19 protein-coding genes are annotated in these 20,589 nt (G+C 59.7%); 14 read left to right on the plus strand and 5 right to left on the minus strand.

The features are described from left to right. Positions 1-38: 38 nt before the first annotated feature. From K9B32_RS01395 to K9B32_RS01405, 3 genes are all read left to right on the plus strand, one after another. Positions 39-1,067, plus strand: a complete 1,029-nt coding sequence (locus K9B32_RS01395; RefSeq protein ID WP_224560120.1) for a zinc-binding dehydrogenase — start codon at positions 39-41, stop codon at positions 1,065-1,067. A 4-nt stretch (positions 1,068-1,071) separates the two neighbouring features. Continuing rightward, positions 1,072-2,007, plus strand: coding sequence for a lipid A biosynthesis lauroyl acyltransferase (locus K9B32_RS01400; protein WP_224560121.1), 936 nt, complete (start codon positions 1,072-1,074; stop codon positions 2,005-2,007). Between the two features lie 185 nt (positions 2,008-2,192). Further along, complete coding sequence (locus K9B32_RS01405) at positions 2,193-2,912, plus strand: PAS domain-containing protein (RefSeq protein ID WP_224560122.1); 720 nt, start codon at positions 2,193-2,195, stop codon at positions 2,910-2,912. Here the strand turns inward: K9B32_RS01405 and K9B32_RS01410 are convergent, their stop codons facing one another. From K9B32_RS01410 to K9B32_RS01420, 3 genes are all read right to left on the minus strand, one after another. Continuing rightward, on the minus strand, positions 2,913-3,266 hold the full coding sequence (locus K9B32_RS01410) for a VOC family protein (RefSeq protein WP_224560123.1): 354 nt from the start codon (positions 3,264-3,266) through the stop codon (positions 2,913-2,915). It lies immediately after the preceding gene. A gap of 9 nt (positions 3,267-3,275) precedes the next feature. Continuing rightward, a complete protein-coding gene (locus tag K9B32_RS01415; RefSeq protein WP_224560124.1) occupies positions 3,276-3,674 on the minus strand; it encodes an SRPBCC family protein in 399 nt (132 codons plus the stop codon). Between the two features lie 69 nt (positions 3,675-3,743). Beyond that, positions 3,744-4,532 carry a helix-turn-helix domain-containing protein gene (locus tag K9B32_RS01420; protein ID WP_224560125.1) on the minus strand — a complete coding sequence of 263 codons (789 nt, stop codon included), beginning with the start codon at positions 4,530-4,532 and terminating at the stop codon, positions 3,744-3,746. A 125-nt stretch (positions 4,533-4,657) separates the two neighbouring features. Between K9B32_RS01420 and gndA the strand changes: the two genes are divergently transcribed. Then, positions 4,658-6,109, plus strand: coding sequence for an NADP-dependent phosphogluconate dehydrogenase (gene gndA, locus K9B32_RS01425; protein ID WP_224560126.1), 1,452 nt, complete (start codon positions 4,658-4,660; stop codon positions 6,107-6,109). Between the two features lie 60 nt (positions 6,110-6,169). Here gndA and K9B32_RS01430 read toward each other — a convergent pair whose 3' ends face one another. Next, the gene (locus K9B32_RS01430) at positions 6,170-6,727 is read right to left on the minus strand and encodes a cysteine hydrolase family protein (RefSeq protein WP_224560127.1); all 558 of its coding nucleotides are present in this window, start codon (positions 6,725-6,727) and stop codon (positions 6,170-6,172) included. 81 nt (positions 6,728-6,808) lie between these two features. Further along, positions 6,809-7,849 carry a LacI family transcriptional regulator gene (locus K9B32_RS01435; RefSeq protein WP_132592874.1) on the minus strand — a complete coding sequence of 347 codons (1,041 nt, stop codon included), beginning with the start codon at positions 7,847-7,849 and terminating at the stop codon, positions 6,809-6,811. A gap of 454 nt (positions 7,850-8,303) precedes the next feature. On the opposite strand from K9B32_RS01435, the gene K9B32_RS01440 reads away from it, so the two are divergent. The 10 genes from K9B32_RS01440 (at position 8,304) to K9B32_RS01485 (ending at position 20,496) form a co-directional block, all read left to right on the plus strand. After that, the gene (locus tag K9B32_RS01440; RefSeq protein ID WP_224560128.1) at positions 8,304-9,539 is read left to right on the plus strand and encodes an ABC transporter substrate-binding protein; all 1,236 of its coding nucleotides are present in this window, start codon (positions 8,304-8,306) and stop codon (positions 9,537-9,539) included. A 214-nt stretch (positions 9,540-9,753) separates the two neighbouring features. Further along, positions 9,754-10,656 carry a carbohydrate ABC transporter permease gene (locus tag K9B32_RS01445; protein ID WP_224560129.1) on the plus strand — a complete coding sequence of 301 codons (903 nt, stop codon included), beginning with the start codon at positions 9,754-9,756 and terminating at the stop codon, positions 10,654-10,656. Then, positions 10,649-11,584, plus strand: a complete 936-nt coding sequence (locus K9B32_RS01450) for a carbohydrate ABC transporter permease (RefSeq protein WP_224560130.1) — start codon at positions 10,649-10,651, stop codon at positions 11,582-11,584. The genes K9B32_RS01445 and K9B32_RS01450 overlap by 8 nt, the downstream gene beginning before the upstream one ends. A gap of 3 nt (positions 11,585-11,587) precedes the next feature. Further along, positions 11,588-12,673: an ABC transporter ATP-binding protein gene (locus tag K9B32_RS01455; RefSeq protein WP_224560131.1), complete on the plus strand. Its 1,086-nt coding sequence runs from the start codon at positions 11,588-11,590 to the stop codon at positions 12,671-12,673. Between the two features lie 122 nt (positions 12,674-12,795). After that, the gene (locus K9B32_RS01460; protein ID WP_224560132.1) at positions 12,796-15,261 is read left to right on the plus strand and encodes a beta-mannosidase; all 2,466 of its coding nucleotides are present in this window, start codon (positions 12,796-12,798) and stop codon (positions 15,259-15,261) included. Between the two features lie 42 nt (positions 15,262-15,303). Next, a complete protein-coding gene (locus K9B32_RS01465) occupies positions 15,304-16,065 on the plus strand; it encodes a sugar phosphate isomerase/epimerase family protein (RefSeq protein ID WP_224560133.1) in 762 nt (253 codons plus the stop codon). 8 nt (positions 16,066-16,073) lie between these two features. Next, the gene (locus tag K9B32_RS01470) at positions 16,074-17,207 is read left to right on the plus strand and encodes a Gfo/Idh/MocA family protein (protein WP_224560134.1); all 1,134 of its coding nucleotides are present in this window, start codon (positions 16,074-16,076) and stop codon (positions 17,205-17,207) included. Positions 17,208-17,274: 67 nt separating this feature from the next. Further along, positions 17,275-18,306: an L-glyceraldehyde 3-phosphate reductase gene (mgrA, locus tag K9B32_RS01475; protein WP_224560135.1), complete on the plus strand. Its 1,032-nt coding sequence runs from the start codon at positions 17,275-17,277 to the stop codon at positions 18,304-18,306. Positions 18,307-18,405: 99 nt separating this feature from the next. After that, positions 18,406-20,019 (plus strand): glycoside hydrolase family 43 protein, encoded by a 1,614-nt coding sequence (locus tag K9B32_RS01480; protein ID WP_224560136.1) that lies wholly within the window; start codon positions 18,406-18,408, stop codon positions 20,017-20,019. A 165-nt stretch (positions 20,020-20,184) separates the two neighbouring features. Next, positions 20,185-20,496 (plus strand): RcnB family protein, encoded by a 312-nt coding sequence (locus K9B32_RS01485; protein WP_224560137.1) that lies wholly within the window; start codon positions 20,185-20,187, stop codon positions 20,494-20,496. Positions 20,497-20,589: the final 93 nt, after the last annotated feature.

Here is a 20,589-nt window from a genome sequence, read left to right on the forward strand (position 1 = left end):
CATCGAGATAGAACGCCCTCGCGGCGAAGGACTTTGCCATGCGCGCTTTGCAACTGATTGACGATCGCAAGCTTGAGATCACCGACCTGCCGGAGCCCGAGGCCCCGGGCGCAGGCGAGGTTACGCTGCGTGTCAAGGCGGTCGCTCTCAATCACATCGACGTCTGGGGCTGGCGCGGCATGGCTTTTGCAAAGCGCAAGATGCCGCTCGTCATCGGCGCCGAGGCTTCGGGTGTTGTCGAATCGATCGGACCGGGCGTTGCCAACGTGCTGCCTGGTCAGCTGGTCTCGATCTACGGTGCGCGCACCTGCGGCCTCTGCCGTCCATGCCGTGAAGGGCGCGATAATCTCTGCGAACATGTGTCCGGCGTTCACGGGTTCCATCTCGATGGCTTCGCGCAGGAGAAGGTGAACCTGCCGGCGCGCCTGCTCGTTCCGGCTCCTCCCGGCGTCGACGCGATTGGCGCCGCACTTGCTCCCGTAACTTTTGGAACGGTCGAGCACATGCTGTTTGACAATGCGAAGCTTGAGCCCGGCGAAACCATTTTGGTTCATGCGGGCGGCTCCGGCATCGGCACGGCGGCGATCCAGCTGGCCAAAAAGATCGGCTGCACCGTCATCACGACTGTCGGCTCCGACGACAAGATCGAGAAGGCCAAGGCGCTCGGCGCCGATCACGTTATCAACTATCGCACCGACCGCTTCGAGGGTGTTGTCCGCAAGCTGACCAAGAAGAAGGGCGTCGACGTCGTTTTCGAGCACGTCGGCAAGGACACATGGGCAGGTTCGATGCTCTGCATGAAGCGCGGCGGTCGCCTCGTCACCTGTGGTTCGACATCGGGTGTCTCGACAGAGATGAACCTTATGATGCTCTTCCAGCAACAGCTGAAGCTGCTCGGCTCCTTTGGTTGCCGCATGGAGAACATGGCTGATGCCATGCAGAAGATGGGGCGCGGACTGGTCCATCCTGTCATCGACACTGAAGTCGGATTCGACGATATCGATCGCGCATTGGAGCGGATGGAATCGCGCCAGATCTTCGGCAAGATCATCCTCAAGATGGATTGAGCCCTTGAAGCTCTTCATCACTCGGATCGTCCTTGCGGTTACCCACTTTCGCCAGTGGTTGATCGCGCAGATGATGTTTGGTTTCCTGAACTTCCTGAAGCTGTTTCCAGCTGACGGTGCGGTCAACTTTGCGGATGGGCTGATGCGAAAGCTCGGCCCGCGCGTAAGCCGCCACCGGCTGATGCTCACCAACCTTCGCAATGCGTTTCCTGAGAAAAGCGAGGCGGAGATCCAGGAGATTGCGTCGGCGAGCTGGGGGAATATGGGACGTCTCGCCGCCGAGTATGTGTTTCTCGACCGCCTATTCGATTTCGATTATGAACGCCAGGAGCCGGGCCGGGTCGAGGTTTCCGGCATACCGATTTTTATCGATCTGCTCGAAAATCCGCGCCCATTTATCGTTTTCACAGGGCACACGGGCAATTTCGAGCTGCTGCCAGTGGCCGGCGCGGCGTTTGGTCTCCATGTGTCTGTGTTATTCCGCCCGCCGAACAACCCCTATGTCGCGCAGAGAGTCTTCGATTTTCGCAGCGCGCGCATGGGCAAGCTGGTGCCGTCTCATGCCGGCTCGTCGTTTGCCCTGGCGCGGCAACTGGAGGCCGGGCAGGGCGTTGGTGTCCTGGTCGACCAGAAGTTCCGTAAGGGCCTGAAGACGAAGTTCTTCGGGCTCGATGTCAAAACCAATCCATTGCTCGGAAAGCTTGTCCGTCAATTCAATTGCGAGGTCTATCCGGCACGCTGCATCCGGCTTCCGGGCAATCGCTATCGCCTGGAAATCGAGCCGAAGCTTGAGATGCCTCGAGATGCCAACGGTAATCTCGATATGGTCGCGACGGCACAACTCCTGAACGACAAGGTGGAAAGCTGGGTGCGGGAGTATCCCGAGCAGTGGCTCTGGTATCACGACCGCTGGAAGATAAAACACGACGTACTGAAGTAAACGCTACCCGATCCCTACATCTTATCATTGAAAAACAGGGGCGTGCGTTCATTGAATATGAACGTGCGTCATGTTACCGATTACCATCAAGGCGAGTGGCTAGGCGCCAGCGGTTTCAACTTCCGTAACGCAAAGCTCAGCCGATCTCTCGGTCGCATTCTCTTAGGGAATGCATTGGAGGCGTCTTGCTAGGGCTTTTTCGGGCGTTCTCATTGTGTTGTGCGCAGATCGATGCTGCAATTGCTGCAGGCGATGATGCGCGTGTGAACATGCTCGATTGCTCAATCGAGCCTCTTGTCGACGCAATCCTCGGATACCCAGCCGCAAATATTCTCGAAGTTCATACGCAGCTCGAGTTCGTCGGCTGCCTTATCGACCAGTATGCCGAAGACAGCGAGTCGGTTCGCGGCTATGTCGCACTGCTTTCTGAGCTCATGGAAAAGTATTTCGGCGGCGCAGCGCCCCGCTGGCGGATGCCGCCGGTCGAGCGGCGGCCTGTGGCTGCCCCCCTTGCGTTTACGCCGAACGTTGACAATGGCAACTTCTTGAACGCTGCGATCCTTGATGCCATGCCGGACCGTGTCGCGGTGCTGACAAGGGATTATCGCTATCTCTATTCCAACACCGTCAACTCGACCTATCTCGGCAGGAAGCCGATCGATATGATCGGTCGCCACCTGATCGAGTTTATTGGTGAGAAGCGCTTTCACGAGGGCGCGAAGGCAAGGCTCGACGCTTGTTTTGCCGGGCGCGGGAGCGACTACGCTTACGAGCGTGGCGACGGCGACGCCGTAAAGACGGTTCGCTGCCGCATGTCGCCACTGCGGGATTCTTCAGGAATTGTGATCGGGGCTCTGATCATCCTGCAGCATACAGGAGCCAAGGCGTCGACCGTTGTCGTTTGATCAGTTCTTCGTCCAAACGGCAAGCTCATATCCATCCGGATCACTGAAGTGAAACCGGCGTCCGCCAGGGAACCCGGTGATTGGCTTCACTATGGTTCCACCGGCACGTTCCACGCTTGAAAGGGCGGCTTCAAGATCGTCCGCGTAGAGGATGACGAGAGGTCCGCCAGTCCGCGGCGTGCCCAGCGTCGTAAAGCCGCCCTTGAGCCGCCCGTCATCGAATTCGCAGTATTGTGGGCCGTAGTCGGTAAAGGACCAGCCGAAAGCCTTGCCGTAGAATGCCTTAGAGGCTTCTATATTGCCGACGTTGAATTCGACGTAGTCAATGCGTCGGTTGTCCACTGCTGCAGCCACGATCGCCTCCTATGCTTCCATCAATACCTTCAATGCCGCCAGATCTTTCGCGATATGGGCGGCATCTGCTTCGAAGTGTTCGTCCGTCATGCCCGGGATGCGCAACAGCGTGAACATGATCTCGCAGCCATCGCCGTTCGGCACGATCCGCAGCGCGTTGTAGACCCGCAGCCCGCTCTCGATCGTCACTGTATGGTCGATGACGCCGAACTCGTTGTGCGGGACGAAACTGACCTTCACCGTGCCGAGCGCGCCGGTGGCAATCCAGTCATCGCCGCTCCGCTCCAGCCCTGAGGCAAGTCCGGACGCCCAGAGCGGCATGTTTTCAGGTGCGGCGGCAAAAGCATAGACGTCGCGCCAATTCCGGTCGATGGAGCGGTGGATGATCCTTGCGGGCATCGTAGACATGGCGATTTCCTGTGTTGCTCGAAATGGAGATAGCAGAACAGTCGGCTTCGTATTGAAGAAAACGGACACTCAGCCGGCTATCTGCTGCTGAAGCTGCATGGGCGTCAGCGTGGAAATTTCGCGTGCATCGCGGGTCATATGCGCCTGATCGGAGTAGCCGGCCGCCACTGCCAGCGCTGCGAGCGGGAGGGCCTTCTTCCTGCGGCAAAGGCTGAGCATGCCCTGAAAGCGGCGAATTCGGGCGAGCGTCTTCGGTCCGTAGCCGAAATGGGTGTAGCAACGGCGGCGAAGCTGGCGCACGCCGATGGAGAGGTCGTCGAGCATCAGATCGGTGACGTTCCCGCACGGCGAAATGTCACTTGCCCGCGCAAATACCGAGGCGATGTCCCTTGCCGGCGCCGCACGTTTATCGGCCTCCTTCTCAAGTGCTGTTTCTAACTGCGACAGCCGTTCGTCCGAATGGGCGCAGGCGCCTAGCAATTCATTCAATCTCAGCGCCGCCGCTTCCCAGAAATCGTCCAGAGGAATAGATTGGCCAACGATGTCGCAGAGCTGCACTTTGAGCCATTCAGCCGCCGCACCCGGGGCAAAGCGCGCGCCCACTATCCTCTCGCCGCCGGCGAGGGACGGGAAGGCACTGCTACGATCCGGCCCGGCGACCAGAAGCCTGCCACCCATCCAGACGATGTCGCAGTAACCGTCCGGAACGATCGCAATTCTGCGATTGGGGCCATCATGGATATCGTGCGACCACAGGCAGAAAAAATGCGCCTCAAGCGCAGGCGAAGGCGCGCGCTCCCTGTAAAGGCCCGCGCGTGCGGCCAGAAAGACGGCCTCCTGTCGTGCTGTACAGCCCATCAATCTTCTTCCCCTGCGTCTAAGAGAGAATATGGCTTAGCTTGTAATGCGGGCAATACGAGGCCGTTTCGAAGCCGAATCGAACTTGCCGTTTGAGCCAGAGAGTGCCACAACACCGGTCCAAAATGACTCATCGGAGGTGTATCGTGGAAAAGGCAGAAATCGGGCTGATCGGCCTTGCCGTCATGGGTTCCAACCTGGCGCTCAACATTGCGGAAAAAGGCAACAAGATTGCTGTCTTCAACCGCACTCCTGAGAAAACGGATGAATTCTACGAGAGCGCCGGCGATCTGAAGAAGCAGATCATTCCCTGCAAGACGATCGAAGAGTTCGTCGAAGCAATCCGCCCGCCGCGTCCGATCATCATCATGATCAAGGCCGGCGAGGCCGTCGATCAGCAGATGGAACTGTTGCGCCCGTATCTGTCCAAGGGCGACATCATGATCGATGCCGGCAACGCCAACTTCCGCGATACCATCGCCCGCTTCGACCGCCTGAAGAACACCGACCTGACCTTCATCGGCATGGGTGTCTCGGGCGGCGAGGAAGGGGCGCGTCATGGTCCTTCGATCATGGTCGGCGGCACCGAGGACTCCTGGAAGCGCGTCGAGAAGGTACTGACCTCGATTGCCGCCAAGTACAACGGCGACCCTTGCGTTGCCTGGCTCGGCAATGACGGTGCCGGCCACTTCGTCAAGACGATCCACAACGGCATCGAATATGCCGACATGCAGATGATCGCCGAAATCTACGGCATTCTGCGCGACGGTCTCGGCAAGAACTCGCAGGAGATCAGTAAGATCTTCGGCGAGTGGAACAAGGGCCGCCTGAACTCCTATCTGATCGAGATCTCCGAAAAGGTCTTGGCAGCGACCGATCCGGTTTCCGGCGGTTCCATGGTTGACATGATCCTCGACAAGGCCGGCCAGAAGGGCACCGGCAAGTGGTCGGCGATCGAAGCCCAGAACATGGGCATTCCGGCAACCGCGATCGAGGCTGCCGTTGCCGCCCGCAGCCTGTCGTCGATGAAGACTGAGCGCGAGGCGGCCGAAAAGATCTTCGGCAAGCCGGAATACAAGTTCCCGATCGCCTACGGACCTGAACTTAACAAGGATCTGGAACTGGCGCTGTTTGCCGCCAAGATCGGCGCCTATGCACAGGGCTTCGCCGTCATGGCGGAAGCCTCGCGCGAGTTCAACTGGTCGCTGCCGATGCCTGTCATCGCCAAGATTTGGCGTGCTGGCTGCATTATCCGTTCGCAGTTCCTGGACGAAATCACCTCTGCCTTCACCAAGGCTCCGGATGCGGCCAACCTGATCGTAACGCCGGCTTTCTCCGAGATGGTCAAGGAATCTTTGCCGGCGCTGCGCCGCGTGGTTGGTGCTGCCCTGCAGGCCGGTCTGCCGGTTCCGGCGCTCACCTCGGCTCTGACCTACTTCGATGCCTATCGCCAGGGCCGCGGAACCGCCAACCTGATCCAGGCGCAGCGCGACTTCTTCGGCGCGCATGGCTTCGATCGCCTCGACGGCAAGGACTTCCACCACGGCCCGTGGGGCAGTGGTGCTTCAACGTTCTAAAACTGCTTGATGAAGCCAGCCGGGTACGCCCGGCTGGTCTCAGACCTGAAAAGTGTCGCTTCAGAAGCGAATGTCCGCCATCGGGCGAACCAGGACGCGGGCACTGCCGGCATCGAAATCGTCGAGCGTTTCATTGTGATGCGCGACGATATCGGCGAAGTTCAGCGTATCAGAATCGGCCGTCGTATGGCCATCGCCAACCAGCGTGACATCATAGCCCAGCGACACTGCACGCCTGACCGTTGTGTCGACGCAGAATTGAGTCATACAGCCGCCGACGATCAGATGCGTCACGTTGCGTTCCGCCAATCGGTCGGCAAGATCCGTTTCGAAAAACGAGTCCGAGCTCTTCTTGTGAACGACGGTATCGCCTTCGGCAGGAGACAGTTCCGGCCGGATGGCCCAGCCGTCTGTGCCGACCGCCAAGCGGTGACCGGGATCGCCGTCGTGCTGGACGAGCACGACCGGTGCCCCCAGGCGATGGGCCTCGGCACGAAGTGACTGGAGCCGTGAAACCGTTTCATTCAGCGCCGCATCGATGATGGGTTGACGCTCGGGGCTGCATTTTCCCGCGAGAATGGCGTTTTGAACGTCGATGATCAGCAGTGCCGTAGTCATATCCAGTGCGTCTCCGCTGTGATTGCTTATACCTCTGCCGCCATCGGATAGAGGTGGCGCGGCGATGGCGATGGCGATGGTCTACTTGACTTTCCGCGACCAGACGGGCTGGCTGATGCTTTGCAGCAACTCCGGTTCGATGCCGTCGATGCGGGCGATAACCGCCTTCGCCATCTCCCGTCCGGCGTGGCGGACGTCCTCATAGGCGGTGATGATCTCCGGACGGATCCAGTTGAGGATCGGCGCCGATTCCTTGGAGACCATGTCGACATCCCGGCCAAGCCGCTTGCCAGCGGCCTCTATACCGGCGTTGACGGCGATGGCGGCACTTCCGGCGGAGCAAACGATTCCATCCGGCGCATTCGGCGCGCGCATCATCACCTCGACGGCATTGCGGATTTCCTCCAGCGGGTTGTCGATCGTGACGCGCAACGGCACTTCCTCGGCGCCGTAGTCATGCAGTCCCGTCTGAAATCCGATGCGCATGTGCGTGTAGTATGTGAGCTTGCTTGGAGGCTGGAGAAGGGCGATGCGCTTGCGGCCTTTGCCGACCAGCTTCTCGACGGCCTGATGGGCGAACGCCTCGTTGTCGAAGTCGTGAAAGGGGTGGGTAAGGCCGGCATCGGTGCGCCCGTGCGTGGCAAAGGGCATGTTGTGTTCGGCCAGCAGCCGGACCCGCGCATCGTCGGGCTCAATGCGGGAGATGATGACGCCGTCCGCCGATCCCGTTTCCAGGATGTAGCGCACCGGCAGCATCGGATCCTTGCTGTGGGAATGCGGCGTGACGACGATGTGATAGGGCGTGCCCGTCAGCACTTCCGAGATGCCGAACACCATTTGGCTGCTGAAGCCCATGATTTCTTCATCGATGCTGAGGACCAGCGCAATGACGTTGGTCTTTCCGGTTCGCAGGCGCACGCCGGCCCTGTTCGGCTGATAGCCAAGCTGGCGGGCGACCATGCGAACCCGTTCCTTGGTTTCCGCGCCGATGTCAGGGGCATCCTTGAGGGCGCGCGACACCGTCGTCACGCCGAGCCCGGTCATGAAGGCAATCGTTTTCAGTGTCGGCCGCTCTCGAGTTGCCTCGGAGGCCACTCCTGCGAAATTCGCTTTGTTTTCCATCCCTCTAGGCCGTCCTGCGCGTTTTGGTCCCGCTTATAGAGTCTTTTCGAAGCGCTGTAAGCACAAAGAACGCAATAGCTGCTCCTCCCGTAAGGAGCAAAATCTGTAACGATACAGTAGAAATGTCGAGAGCTTTTTATCATGGCGTTGCGGCCACTACTCTTTTTGGTTGAATCTGTCGATTTTGCTCGGATTTTTTGCGGCTGCGAACAAAAATCTTGGTTGCGCAGGCTAAATAAGGCGATTATATATCTATATATCAATATGATAAGAGGTGTGTGCAAATGCTCAATCTGTTGGCTAGAATGGCGCCACGGTGTTGAAAATGCGAGCATCTCAACAGTCATTGGTAGCAAATGCCCCTCGAAAAGAAAATTTTGGAGGCGAGCTGTTGCACCCAAATATCGATTGAACTAAGTTTTTCCGGCAACGTTTCAGTGAGGGAGGAGAACTCATGAATTTTCGTTTGATGGCGGCTGCACTTGCCGCTTCCGTAGTGCTGCCGCTCGGTGCGGCCAGCGCGACCGATCTTGAAGTCACCCATTGGTGGACATCGGGCGGCGAAGCTGCTGCCGTGGCGGAGCTCGCAAAGGCATTCGATGCAACCGGCAACAAGTGGGTCGACGGTGCAATCGCCGGCTCCGGCGGTACTGCGCGTCCGATCATGATCAGCCGCATCACCGGCGGTGACCCGATGGGTGCAACGCAGTTCAACCATGGCCGGCAGGCCGAGGAACTGGTCCAGGCTGGTCTGATGCGCGACCTGACCGACGTGGCCACCGCCGAGCACTGGAAGGACATCGTTCGTCCGTCGAGCCTGCTCGATTCTTGCACGATCGACGGCAAGATCTATTGCGCTCCAGTCAACATTCACTCCTGGCAGTGGCTGTGGCTTTCGAATGCAGCCTTCAAGAAGGCCGGCGTCGAAGTGCCGAAGAACTGGGACGAATTCGTCGCTGCCGCTCCGGCGCTTGAGAAGGCCGGCATCGTTCCGCTCGCCGTTGGCGGTCAGCCGTGGCAGGCTGCCGGCGCGTTCGACGTGCTGATGGTTGCCATCGCCGGCAAGGACACGTTCTACAAGGTGTTCAAGGAGAAGGACGCGGAAGCTGCCGCCGGTCCGGAGATCGCCAAGGTTTTCAAGGCTGCCGACGACGCTCGCAAGATGTCGAAGGGCAGCAACGTCCAGGACTGGAACCAGGCAACCAACCTAGTCATCACAGGCAAGGCCGGTGGCCAGATCATGGGTGACTGGGCGCAGGGTGAGTTCCAGGTGGCCGGCCAGAAAGCCGGTACCGACTACACCTGCCTTCCGGGCCTCGGCGTGAACGAGATCATCTCTACCGGTGGTGATGCCTTCTACTTCCCGCTGCTTAAGGATGAAGCCAAGTCGAAGGCGCAGGATGTCCTCGCCAAGACGCTTCTCGATCCCAAGACGCAGGTTGCCTTCAACCTGAAGAAGGGCTCGCTGCCGGTTCGCGGTGACGTTGACCTTGCCGCCGCCAACGATTGCATGAAGAAAGGTCTCGACATCCTGGCCAAGGGCAATGTGATCCAAGGCACGGACCAACTTCTGTCGGCGGACAGCCAGAAGCAGAAGGAAGACCTGTTCTCCGAGTTCTTCGCAAATCCGTCGATGACGCCGGAAGCCGCTCAGAAGCGCTTCGCTGAAATCATCGCTTCTGCCGACTGATCGTCGCATTCCGCTGCTGTTGCGATCCGGCTCCGTCTGACGGAGCCGGATTTGCCTGGAACTCCCATCGTGATCCGGGTGACGGCAGCGCTTGCGACTGACACGCGCTGATGCGCGATCGTCCGGTCTCGGTACGGGAGTGAGAAGAGGAGGCGACCGGCAGACGGTTCGCCGCTCTGGATCACAGAGGAATTGCGATTCAGGAGGAATTACAATGACGGGTCAAGCGAAAGCAGGCCGGCCAAATCAGCTACTGCGCAATCTGAATTCGAAGATTGCATCCATCCCCATGATCCTTACCGCCCTTGTTATCTTTCTCGGCGGCACGGTCTGGACGGTGTTCTATTCATTCACCAACTCGAAGCTCCTTCCGCGGTTGAGCTTCGTCGGTTTTGATCAATACAAGCGCCTTTGGGCTGCTCCGCGCTGGATCGTCTCCATAGAGAACCTCGCTGTCTACGGCGTTCTCTCGCTTATCTTCAGCCTGGTGATCGGTTTCGTGTTGGCGGCGCTGATGGATCAGAAGATCCGATTCGAGAATACGTTCCGGACGATCTTTCTCTATCCGTTCGCCCTGTCCTTCATTGTGACGGGCCTTGTGTGGCAGTGGGTGCTCAACCCCGAATTCGGTGTCCAGTCGGTGGTGCGCTCGCTCGGCTGGACGAGCTTCACCTTTGACCCGCTCTATACGCCAAGCATCGTCATCTACGGCATCCTGATTGCCGCCCTCTGGCAAGGCACGGGTCTTGTCATGTGCCTGATGCTCGCCGGCCTGCGCGGTATTGATGAAGACATCTGGAAGGCTGCGCGCGTCGACGGCATCCCGATGTGGAAGACCTATCTCTTCATCGTCATTCCGATGATGCGGCCTGTCTTCATCACGACGCTCGTCATCATCGCCAGCGGCATCGTCAAGGTCTATGACCTCGTGGTGGCGCAGACCAGCGGCGGTCCCGGCATCGCGTCGGAGGTGCCCGCGAAATACGTCTACGACTACATGTTCCAGGCTCAGAATCTGGGGCAGGGCTTTGCTGCCTCGACCATGATGCTGGTCACCGTTGCGATCATCATCATCCCCTGGGCCTATCTGGAATTCGGAGGGCGTAAACGTGCCTGATGCTATTGCTCTCAAGACTGCCGATGGTCGCATCTCCGACAAATCCGTCTCCGGCCCCAGCGGCCCGAAGCCGAAGCGGGTGATCTCTGCGCGCAACATCATGCTCTACGGCACGCTTTTCGTCGCCGCGGCCTATTACCTGCTTCCGCTCTACGTGATGATCGTCACGTCGCTGAAGGGCATGCCGGAAATCCGGCTTGGCAGCATCTTCGCACCGCCGCTCGAAATCACCTTCGAGCCCTGGGTAAAGGCGTGGGCGACCGCCTGCACGGGTCTCAACTGCGATGGCCTCTCGCGCGGCTTCTGGAATTCGGTGCGCATCACTGTTCCTTCGGTGATCGTCTCGATCGCCATTGCCTCTGTCAACGGCTATGCGCTCGCCAACTGGCGATTCAAGGGATCAGAACTCTTCTTCTCGATCCTCGTCGTCGGTGCATTCATTCCCTACCAGGTCATGATCTATCCGATCGTCATCGTGCTGCGCGAGATCGGCATCTACGGAACGCTGACGGGCCTGATTGTCGTGCACAGCATCTTCGGCATGCCGATTCTGACGCTGCTGTTCCGCAACTACTTTGCATCGCTGCCGCAGGAACTTTTCAAGGCTGCGCGAATCGACGGGGCGGGCTTCTGGCAGATCTTCTTCAAGATCATGCTGCCCATGTCGCTGCCGATCTTCGTCGTCGCCATGATCCTGCAGGTCACCGGTATCTGGAACGACTTCCTGTTCGGTGTCGTCTTCACAAGGCCTGACACCTATCCGATGACCGTGCAGCTCAACAACATCGTCAATTCTGTCCAAGGCGTGAAGGAATACAACGTCAATATGGCCGCAACGATCCTCACGGGTCTGGTGCCGCTCGTTGTCTATTTCGTGTCGGGACGACTTTTCGTCCGTGGCATCGCCGCCGGCGCAGTGAAAGGCTGATCCATGAATTCGAGCGTTTCCATCAGAGATCTTTCGTTGAATTTCGGCGCGGTCAGTGTGCTCAAGGACCTCAATCTCGAAATCAACAACGGCGAATTCCTCGTGCTGCTCGGCTCTTCAGGCTGCGGCAAGTCCACTTTGCTGAACTGCATCGCCGGTCTGCTCGATGCGTCGGACGGTCAGATCTTCATTAAGGGCAAGAATGTCACCTGGGAGGAGCCCAAGGACCGCGGCATCGGTATGGTGTTCCAGTCCTACGCGCTCTATCCGCAGATGAGCGTCGAGAAAAACCTGTCCTTCGGTCTTCAGGTTGCCAAGGTGCCGCAGCAGGAAATCGACAAGCGCGTTGCGCGTGCCGCCGAGATCCTGCAGATCCAGCCGCTCCTGAAGCGCAAGCCGGCCGAACTTTCGGGCGGCCAACGCCAGCGCGTCGCGATCGGCCGCGCCCTGGTGCGCGATGTGGACGTGTTCCTGTTCGACGAACCGTTGTCGAACCTCGACGCCAAGTTGCGCTCGGAACTGCGTGTCGAAATCAAGCGTCTGCACCAGTCGCTGAACAATACGATGATCTACGTCACGCACGACCAGATCGAAGCGCTGACCTTGGCCGACCGCATCGCGATCATGAAGAGCGGCATCATCCAGCAACTCGCCGATCCGACAACGATCTACAACAGGCCACGCAATCTCTTCGTTGCCGGCTTCATTGGATCGCCGTCGATGAATTTCCTGCACGGCGAGATCGCCAAGCAGGGCGAGCAGACGTTCTTCACTGCCAACGGCGTGAATTTCTCTGTCGCAGACTATGAAACGCCCGAAGTGCTGCAGGCCGGGCGCAAGGTCATCCTCGGCGTTCGTCCGGAACATGTGAAGGTCAACGAGAATCTCGGTGCTGAGGTTCACGATGCGACCGTCGACATCGAGGAACCGATGGGCGCCGATAACCTGCTCTGGCTGAAGCACGCCGGCCACACGATGTCGGTGCGCATCAATGGCTCACGTCGCTTCAGCCCGGGCTCGGCCGTCAAGCTCGGCTTCGACATGTCGCTGGCGTCGATCTTCGATGCCGAGAGCGAGCTTCGCCTTTAGAAACCGCAATGCGGGCGGAGCTTCGGTTCCGTCCGTTCGTCCAATCGGCCATCTGGCCACCAAGTTCGGCTGCGGCTCGCGGGTGCGGGCATTCCCAAGCGCGGCCCGATCGGGATAATACTATGACATTCTTGCCGACAAATGGGTTTAACCTCGACCTATCAGGATCGTGGACGCTCACTTCAGCCGATGGCGAAGTCACGACATCGATTACGCTGCCGGGCGATGTGCACACGGCCCTGCATGCCGCCGAGCTCATTCCCGATCCATATTTCGGCCGTAACGAGGAAGTCGTTCAGTGGGTCGCGCATCGCGACTGGCAGCTCGAGCGTAGCTTCACGCTGTCGGAGCCGGATGGCGACTGGTATCTCGATATCGACTATCTCGATACGGTGGCTGCCGTCTTCATCAACGGCTCGCCGGTTCTGCTTGCAGATAACAGCTTTCGGCGCTATCGACCTGACGTCGGCGGCCAGCTGAAGGCCGGCGACAATGTTATTCGCGTCGTCCTGCATTCGAGCATTGCGGCTGGCGCCGACCGGCAGGCTAGGCAGCCCTTCTATATTCCCTATTCGACAGGCAATTCGCCTATCCCCAACGGCAACATGCTGCGCAAGCCACAGTGCCATTTCGGCTGGGACTGGAACATTGCGATTGCACCCCTTGGGCTCTACGGCACGATCGCGTTGCGCAAGCTCGATACGGCTCGCATCGAGCATGTCACGACGCGGCAGGTGCACAATCTCAACGGTTCCGTGGATCTGCAGGTCAGCGCGACGTTGTTTGCCAAGAACCCCGGCATCGTGCCGGTCCATTTCTCGCTTGATGGTGAGCGCGTTCGTCTCGACGTCGGCGTTGGTGCCGGCGAGACGGTGGTCAATCATGTCTTCGAGATCGACAAGCCGCGGCTCTGGTGGCCGGCCGGCAGCGGCGAGCAGGCGCTGTATGCACTGACGGTCGATTTGCCGACGGATGCGGTGACCAAGCAGATCGGCCTTCGCACGGTCGAACTCATCACGACACCCGATGCTGCCGGCAGTCGCTTCGCGTTGAAGGTCAACGGCCGCGAAATCTTCTGCCGCGGCGCCAACTGGATCCCGGCCGATGCGCTGTTTTCGCTGTCGAGCCCTGAACAAACCGAGGATCTGCTGCAGTCGGCCAAGGCCGCCAACATGAACATGATCCGCGTCTGGGGCGGCGGCTTTTACGAGCACCACCACTTCTACGATCTGTGCGATCGGCTCGGCCTTATGGTCTGGCAGGACTTTATGTTCGCCTGCAATCTTTATCCCTCGACCGAGGACTTCCTCGACAACGTCACGCTCGAGGTCGACTATCAGGTCCGTCGGCTCTCATCGCATCCGTCGATCGTGCTGTGGTGCGGCGACAACGAGCTGGTCGGCGCACTGACCTGGTTCGAGGAATCGAGGAAGGACCGCGACCGCTACCTCGTTTCCTATGACCGTCTGAACCGCACGATCGAGCAGGCGATGAAGAAGGCGGTTCCCGATGCGATCTGGTGGCCGTCGAGCCCGGCATCCGGCTATCTCGATTTCGGCGATGCCTGGCATGCCGACGGCTCCGGCGACATGCACTACTGGTCTGTCTGGCACGAGAATAAGTCGTTCGACAATTATCGCACGGTACGCCCGCGCTTCTGCTCGGAATTCGGCTTCCAGTCCTATACGTCGCTGCCCGTCATCAAGACCTATGCCGACGCCAAGGATATGAACGTCGCGTCGCCGGTCATGGAGCTGCACCAGAAGAATGCCGGCGGCAATGAGCGCATTGCCGGGACCATGTTCCGCTACTTCCGCTTCCCGAAGGATTTCCCGAACTTCGTCTATCTCAGCCAGATCCAGCAGGGTCTCGCGATCAAGACGGCGGTGGAATACTGGCGCTCGCTGAAGCCGCATTGCATGGGCACGATCTACTGGCAGCTCAACGACACCTGGCCGGTTGCCTCGTGGTCGAGCCTTGACTACGGCGGTCGCTGGAAGGCGATGCATTATCTCGTCAAGCGCTTCTTCCAGCCCGTCGCTGTCGCGGCAATCCCTGATGAGGACGAAAAGACGATCCGCTTTTCGCTGGTCAACGACACGCTGGCCGAAGTCAGCGTTGATCTGTCGATCTCGGTCCTCGACATGAAGGGCGAGCGCAAGCACCTGAAGGATGTTCAGGCGGTCTGCACGCCTGATGCGGCAGTGACCGCCGCAACCATCGACGTGGCGGATCTACCGGCGGGTACATTGCTTGCCTGGCGCTTCACGGCGTCGAACGGTATGGGCGGCGAGGGGCACTATGTCCACGGCACCTACAAGGCTTTGGAGCTGGAGCCGGCAGGCTTGATGGTGACGCACGAATATGTCGAGGAAGACGGCTCCATCTGTCTCAACGTCACCGCCAAGGGACTGGCGCTCTTCGTGATGATCGAGACCGACACCGGCGGCAAGTATTCCGACAATGCCTTCGATCTGGCGGCGGGCGAGACGCGCCGCATCACCTTCACCCCGGCCACGCCGCTCGCGGGCGGTGCCCTGCCGGACTTCCGTTTCTATGACCTGCAATCCTGCCAATCCGTGGATTGATCCTGATTGAAATGCAATGGGCACGAGGCCCGAGGAGGAATGATGACGAAACTGAGTTTTCAGCTTTACAGCGCCCGTAACTTCCAGCCCTATTCGGCGATCTTCGAAAAGCTCGGCAAGGCCGGCTATCAGGAAGTCGAAGGCTTTGGCGGCATCTACGCGGATCTCGACGATGCCGGCCTGAAGGGCCTGCGTGCGGAACTCGACAAGAACGGCCTTGTCATGGCCAGCGGCCATTTCAGCCCTGATTTCCTCGACGGCGAAGTCAAGAAGTCGCTGAATATTGCCAAGATCCTCGGCATGGACTCGATCTATGCGCCCCACCTGGCCGCCGATCAGCGCCCGACCGATGGTGCCGGCTGGCTGGCATTCGGCAAGCGTCTGCAGGAAATGAGCAAGCCCTACAAGGATGCGGGCTATGAGTTCGGCTGGCACAACCATGACTTTGAGTTCGTGAAGCTGGCCGACGGCTCGCTGCCGATCGAGCGCATTTTCGAAGGCGCGCCTGATATTTCCTGGGAGGCCGATATCGCCTGGGTCGTTCGTGGCGGTGCCGATCCGTTCGCCTGGATCGAAAAGCTCGGGTCTCGGATCACCTCGGCTCACGTTAAGGACATTGCGCCGGCAGGCGAGAACAAGAACGAGGATGGCTGGGCTGACGTCGGCCACGGCACACTGCCTTGGGCAAAGCTCGTCGCAGCACTCAAGGGCACCAAGACCAAGCACTACGTCGTCGAGCACGACAATCCGGCCGATGTCGATCGCCTGATCACCCGCTCGATCGCATCCTTCAAGACATACTGAGGCACATCATGATCAAGGAACTTGGCGTCGGCATCATCGGATGCGGCAACATCTCCACCACCTACTTTTCGCTGGCCCCGCTCTTCAAGGGCCTCAAGGTTCTGGCCTGTGCCGATATCAACGTGCAGGCCGCCCAGGCCCGCGCCGAGGAATACGGCGTCAAGGCACAGACGATCGACGAGCTTCTCGGCAATGACGAGATCGACGTCATCGTCAACCTGACCATCCCCGACGCGCATTTCCCGGTTTCGAAGGCGATCCTCGACGCCGGCAAGCACGTCTATTCGGAAAAGCCGCTGGTTCTCACCCTGGAGCAGGGTGAAGAGCTACGCCGCATCGCCAAGGAGAAGAACCTCTCCGTCGGTTGCGCTCCGGATACGTTCCTCGGCGGCGCGCATCAGCTTGCCCGCAAGTACATCGACGAAGGCGGCATCGGCCGCGTCACTTCGGGTGCGTGCTATGTCATGAGCCCGGGCATGGAGATGTGGCATCCGAACCCGGACTTCTTCTTCCTGCCCGGCGGCGGTCCGATCCTCGATCTCGGCCCTTACTACATCGCCAACCTGATCAACCTGATCGGTCCGGTGAAGCGCGTCGGTGCCATGACCTCCATGGCGTCCGACACCCGTACGATCACCAGCCAGCCGCGTCATGGCGAGATCATCCCGGTCAAGACGCCGACGACGATCCAGGCGATCCTCGAATTCGTCAGCGGCGCGACTGTCACGCTGACGGCGAGCTGGGACGTCTGGTCTCACCGCCATGCCAATATGGAGCTCTACGGCACGGACGGTTCGCTTTATGTCCCGGACCCGAACTTTTTCGGCGGCGTCGTCGAGGCGAGCGGCCGCGACAAGGAGATCAAGGCGCTCGACGGCTGGGAGCATCCGTTCGGCATCTTCAACCAGGAAAGCCCGCAGGGACCGCGCGCCAACTATCGTACGGCAGGTCTCGCCGACATGGCGATGGCGATCATCGAGGGCCGCGATGCGCGTTGCTCGCTCGATCGCACGCTGCACGGCGTCGACGTCATGACTTCGATCCTGAAGTCGGGCGAGGAAGGCCGCTTCATCGAGCTGACGACGACCTGCACGCAGCCGGCCGCGCTCGGCATCGAAGAGGCACTGGCGCTCTTGAAGTAAGCGTCCAAAGGACTATGGTCCGGCGCGGGCGACGAGCCCGCGCCTTTTCGCTTAAAGGATCAGAATTATGAGCTGGCAACCGGCTTCCGACCGCTATTCAAAGATGAAGTATAACCGCACGGGCCGTTCAGGCTTGAAGCTGCCGGCCGTCTCCCTCGGCCTCTGGCACAATTTCGGTGGCGACACGCCGCATGACCGCAAGATCGACATGTGCCACACCGCTTTCGATCTTGGCATTACCCATTTCGACCTCGCCAACAACTACGGCCCGCCTCCAGGCAGCGCCGAAACCGCCTTCGGCGAAATCCTTCGCACCGAATTTTCAGGTCTGCGCGATGAGCTGATCATCTCGTCCAAGGCTGGCTACGACATGTGGCCCGGTCCTTACGGCGAGTGGGGCAGCCGCAAATACCTGATCGCCTCGTGCGACCAGAGCCTGAAACGCATGGGCCTCGATTATGTCGATATCTTCTATTCGCACCGCTTCGACCCGGATACGCCGCTTGAGGAAACCTGCGGCGCACTCGACCATATCGTCCGCTCGGGCCGCGCGCTCTACGTCGGCATCTCGTCCTATAGTTCGCAGCGTACCCGTGAGGCGGCAGCGATCCTGAAGGATCTCGGCACGCCTTGCCTGATCCACCAGCCGAGCTATTCCATGCTCAACCGTTGGGTCGAGGACGACAAGCTGCTCGATACGCTCGACGACGTCGGCATGGGCTCGATCGTGTTCTCGCCGCTGGCGCAGGGCATGCTGACGACGAAGTACCTCGGCGGCATCCCTCAGGACAGCCGTGCGGCCCAGAACCACTTCCTGAAGAAGGACTTCATTCGTCCTCAGATCATCGACAACATCCGCAAGCTCAACGAGATCGCGGAACGCCGCGGCCAGACGCTGGCGCAGATGGCGATTGCCTGGGTGCTACGCGGTGGCCGCGTCACGTCGGCGCTGATCGGCGCCAGCCGCTCGTCGCAGATCGTCGATTGCGTCAAGGCGCTCGACAATCTCGACTTCACCGCCGAGGAACTCAAGGAGATCGATGGCTACGCCCGCGAGGCCGACATCAATCTCTGGGCCAAGTCTGCGGAACGCGAATAAACGCAAGCGCCTGGAACACACGTTCCGGGCGTTTTTTCTATTGAGTTTTGATGTACGTGCCGCAAGCTGTGTACATATTTCAGGGAGGAGATTTCACCAATGATCCGCAACCCGATCCTGCCGGGCTTCAACCCGGATCCGTCCATCTGCCGCGTCGGGGACGACTATTACATCGCTACTTCGACCTTCGAATGGTATCCCGGCGTCCAGATCCATCATTCGCGCGATCTCGTGAACTGGACGATGGTGCGGCGGCCGCTCGAGCGTCAGTCGCAGCTCGACATGCGTGGCAATCCCGACAGCTGCGGCGTCTGGGCGCCCTGTCTGTCCTATGCCGATGGGCTGTTCTGGCTTGTTTATACCGACGTCAAGCGCTTCGACGGCAACTTCAAGGACGCGCACAACTACATCGTGACTTCGCCTGATATTGAGGGTGAATGGTCCGAGCCGGTCTACGTGAATTCTTCCGGCTTCGACCCATCACTGTTCCATGATGAGGACGGCCGCAAGTGGTTCCTCAACATGCAGTGGAACCATCGCACCGAGAGCTTCGGCGGTGCGCCGAAGTCGCCGGCGTTCGACGGTATCCTGATGCAGGAATGGGATGCGGTGACACAATCGTTGAAGGGGCCAATCAAGAACATCTTCGCCGGCAGCCCGCTGGGGCTTGTCGAAGGGCCGCATCTCTTCAAGCGCAACGGCTATTACTACCTGACGACGGCCGAGGGCGGCACCGGTTACGAACATGCCGTGACGATGGCCCGCTCGCGCACGATCGACGGTCCCTATGAGATGCATCCGAACAAGCACCTCATCACGTCGAAGGATCATCCCGAAGCCATTCTGCAGCGGGCAGGGCACGGCCAATATGTCGAAACGCCGGACGGTCAGGTCTATCACACGCATCTCTGCGGCCGGCCGGTGCCGCCGAAGCGTCGCTGCACGCTCGGCCGCGAAACCAGCCTGCAGAAGTGCGTCTGGAAGGAGGATGGCTGGCTCTATCTTGAAAACGGTACGATCGTTCCAGATGTCACCGTGCCGGGACTGGCTGGCGCCGTGCCCGTCGAGAAGCGCATGCGCAGCGAATACAGCTTCGATGGCGGCAGCCTGCCTGCTGACTTCCAGTGGCTACGCACGCCAAAGCCGGAGCGCATCTTCAACCTGACCGACCGTCCGGGGCACCTCAGACTGATCGCCCGCGAAAGCATCGGCTCGTGGTTCGAGCAGTCTCTCGTCGCGCGCCGCCAGGAGCACCACAGCTTTCGGGCGGAAACGGTCGTCGAGTTTCATCCCGAGACCTACCAGCAGGTTGCCGGCCTGACCCACTATTACAACAGGCACAAGTTCCATGCGATCGCCGTGACCCTGCATGAAAAGCTAGGGCGCTGCGTTACGATCTTTTCCTGTGACGGCGATTACCCACACAGCCGCCTCAGCTTCCCGGCAGGCAGCGGCGTCGCCATTCCGGCGGAGGGGCGCGTGCAGCTTTCCATGGAGATCAGGGACAACGACCTGCAGTTCTTCTGGCAGACGGAGGGCAAGGGGGCATGGCAGCCGATCGGTCCCGTGCTCGATGCGGGCATCGTGTCAGATGAAGGCGGGCGCGGCGAGCACGGCTCGTTTACGGGCGCCTTCGCCGGGGTCTTCGCCTTCGATACGTCGGGCCGCGCAAGAACGGCAGACTTCGACTGGTTCAACTACGAAGAGCTTTGATAGAGGCACCGACATCGCCCGAAAATGCCGGGCGATGTCACATTTATTAATTTAGCATATGCTTTTAAGTGTGTGTTATGATTACAGAAGTTTAACTTAAGTTTCAGTTTCGGTTCATCTCTTGGGGCCTAGGTTCGGGGCGTGTTCAACACGAGGAACCTCCCAATGAAAAAGCTCACCACCCTCCTTCTTGCCGCTACCGTGATTGCCGCTCCGCTGCTGGCAACGACCGAAGCGAGCGCCCAGGATCATCGTCGGCCGGTTGTCGTGGAGCGCGACGTTCACGTTAAGAAGTACAAGTGGAGCCGCGGCCATCGCATGACGCCGGCGGAGCGCCGCCATATGCGCGAGGTGCGCGATTATCATCGTTACCGCCTGTCGGCTCCGCCGCGCGGCTATCGGTGGGTGCAGGTCGATGACGACTTCCTGCTCATCGGCTCGGTCAACGGCCTGATCGCGAATATCGTCATTCGCTAAGCGGCAACGCCAATATCGGGAAAGGGCGGCTTGGATGCCGCCCTTCTGATTCAATCGGGTGCTTGTTTGCGTGAGTCCAGGAGCCGCTGCACG

Source organism: Rhizobium sp. 3T7, assembly GCF_020166565.1.
Lineage (GTDB): Bacteria > Pseudomonadota > Alphaproteobacteria > Rhizobiales > Rhizobiaceae > Rhizobium.